Consider the following 2,208-nt stretch of genomic DNA (forward strand, 5'->3'; position numbering starts at 1 on the left):
CGTCCTTGCTGGCCGGTCAGGTTGGCCAGCAGTGTCGAGAGGAGTAACAGCAGCAGCAGGCCGATCAGTAGCGCGATCATCAGTTCGACCAGCGTGACGCCGTGTTGTCGCTTTAGTTGCATCGTCCGTACTCCGTGGCGACGAAACCGGTGGACAAAAGAATGACCTTGCTGTCGCTGCAGCCCACTTGTGACAGCGTGAACGTGGCGCTGGTAGGCGCACCGCTGGCCTTGTACGGCAGTGCCTTAAGCGGCGAGAGCGCAAGCGCGGTTTCGTTGGCGGACAGTGTTATGCCGCGGTAGTCGCTGCCGTCAACGCACAGCAGCGCAGCGTCGCAGGTGGTTGTTGTGCTTGCGTCTGCGCTCAGCGTCCAGTGCTTGCCCGGCTGGCTGGACAGGAAGATCAGCTGCTGGCCGGTGATGGCACGCTTGCGTGCCTGACGCAGCGTGTCGGCGACGGCTTCAGTGGCGCCGGACAGGCGCTGCGCGGCCAACCAGCGTGTGAGCGACGGCGCCGAGATGGCCAGTACGATGGCGAGTATGGCCAGCGTGACCAGTTGTTCGATCAGGGTGAAGCCGGTGGCTGTACGCATGCTCATCGCCAGCACACCGCCGGCGTACGCAGGGAACGAGTCCCGATCTGCTCCAGCCGGATGGTGGCGCAGGCGGTGTCGCCAGCCTGCGCTCCGTCGCTTGCTGCCTGCGCCTCGACCCAGAACGCGCTGCCTGCCGGATGGCCGGCAAGTACGCCGCTAGACAAACGGTAGGCGCCATCCTCGCTGTACTCGGGCGGCGGCGGGGTCAGTGCGGCAAGGCTGGCCGCGTAGCGGCGCTCGAAGCTGCGCTGCTGGATCTGGGCTTGCTGGATGCGGCTGATGGCGCTTAAAGCATCGGCGCGGCGCGCCTTTTGCACATAGCCCTGATAGGCGGGCAGGGCGATGGCGGCGAGGATGCCGATGATGGCGACGGTGATGACCAGTTCAATCAGGGTGAAGCCGGAATCGTGTTGTTTGAACATGGCTGCATTATCTCCTCATCATCGCATGACGTGGGGGTGGTGAGTAATGGCTAGCTATTTTTGTGCTTAAGATGCTTTGGTTTTAGCTGTCGTTGGCATATTTTGCCCGACCGTAGGGCGGCCGGGCAGGGAGGGCGCTGCGGATCAGAACAGGAAGGGAAAAATCATCTTGGTTTTGGCCACGGCAAAGAGGTAGGCCAATAGCGCGAACGACATCAAAAGTGCCGCCTGGCGGATCTGTAGCGTGCGCCCGCGTTTGAGCGCGATGGTGCCCAGCGCGATATAAGCGAGCAGCGCCACAATCTTGGCGACGATCCATGGCGAGCTTAACGGCCAGCCGCCGATCACCACCAGCGCCACGGCGCAGGCCAGCAGCAGGGTATCGATGATATGCGGCAGGATGCGCACCACTTTGTTTTGCAGTAGTGGCGAGCTAGCCAGCATCAGGCCGGCGCGGATGGCAAACGAGATCAGGGTCAGATAGGCAAAGCCCGCATGGGCATGCTTGATCATCAAATAAGGGTACATGGCAGCTTCCGGTTAGGCCTCGGGCATAAGAAGAACGGCTGGATGTTACACTGTCAGGCCCGGTCTGATGAGAGTGTCTGCCATGTTGCATCTGTATCAATCCAACCGGCTGGAGACGCTGGGCACTTTGCTGGCCACCGTGCAGCAGGCGGCCCCCTTGTCCGATCCGTTTGCCGCGGAAACCGTGCTGGTACAAAGTCGCGGCATGGGGCGCTGGATCACGCTGGCGCTGGCGAAAAGTACCGGCATGGCGGCCCATCTCGATTTCGTGCTGCCGGCCGCCTTTGCCTGGCAGCTGATGCAGCAGGTGTTGCCGGGGCTGCCGCGCAAATCCACTTTTGTGCCCGAGGTGCTGAGCTGGCGGCTGATGGCCTTGCTGCCGACGCTTGCCGGCGAGCCGTATCAGGCGCTGGCGCGTTATCTCGAAGGCGGCGAAGCCTCGGCCTTCGAGCTTTCCGGCAAGGTGGCCGACATCTTCGACCAGTATCTGGTGTTCCGCCCCGAGTGGATACGCGCCTGGGAGAAGGGCGAGCTCTTGGGTCTGGGGGAGGACGAAGCGTGGCAGGCGGCCCTGTGGCGGGTGCTGGCGGCAGAAGACCCGTCGCGTCACCGCGTGCGCCTGCTGGATGATTTTTTGTCGTCGCTGCGGCGCGAGCATTTGCC

General features: G+C 62.9%; 5 protein-coding genes. 1 reads left to right on the top strand and 4 read right to left on the bottom strand.

Annotation, left to right across the window (positions count from 1 at the left end):
* The 4 genes from ACRC1E_RS12040 to ACRC1E_RS12055 form a co-directional block, all read right to left on the bottom strand.
* Nucleotides 1-122 (bottom strand): prepilin-type N-terminal cleavage/methylation domain-containing protein (locus ACRC1E_RS12040; protein ID WP_438515338.1); only part of this gene is annotated, 122 nt, incomplete at its 3' end.
* Nucleotides 113-592, bottom strand: coding sequence for a pilus assembly FimT family protein (locus ACRC1E_RS12045; RefSeq protein WP_438515334.1), 480 nt, complete (start codon nt 590-592; stop codon nt 113-115). The genes ACRC1E_RS12040 and ACRC1E_RS12045, both read right to left, overlap by 10 nt.
* Before the next feature lie 2 nt (nt 593-594).
* A complete protein-coding gene (locus ACRC1E_RS12050) occupies nt 595-1,017 on the bottom strand; it encodes a type IV pilin protein (RefSeq protein ID WP_438515335.1) in 423 nt (140 codons plus the stop codon).
* A 144-nt stretch (nt 1,018-1,161) separates the two neighbouring features.
* Complete coding sequence (locus ACRC1E_RS12055) at nt 1,162-1,545, bottom strand: SirB2 family protein (protein ID WP_438515336.1); 384 nt, start codon at nt 1,543-1,545, stop codon at nt 1,162-1,164.
* Between the two features lie 67 nt (nt 1,546-1,612).
* Here ACRC1E_RS12055 and ACRC1E_RS12060 point away from each other — a divergent pair.
* On the top strand, nt 1,613-2,208 hold a 596-nt coding region (locus ACRC1E_RS12060), incomplete at its 3' end, for an exodeoxyribonuclease V subunit gamma (RefSeq protein WP_438515337.1).

Origin of the sequence: Craterilacuibacter sp. (assembly GCF_051659485.1) — a bacterium.
In the GTDB taxonomy this organism is placed as follows: Bacteria; Pseudomonadota; Gammaproteobacteria; order Burkholderiales; family Chromobacteriaceae; genus Craterilacuibacter.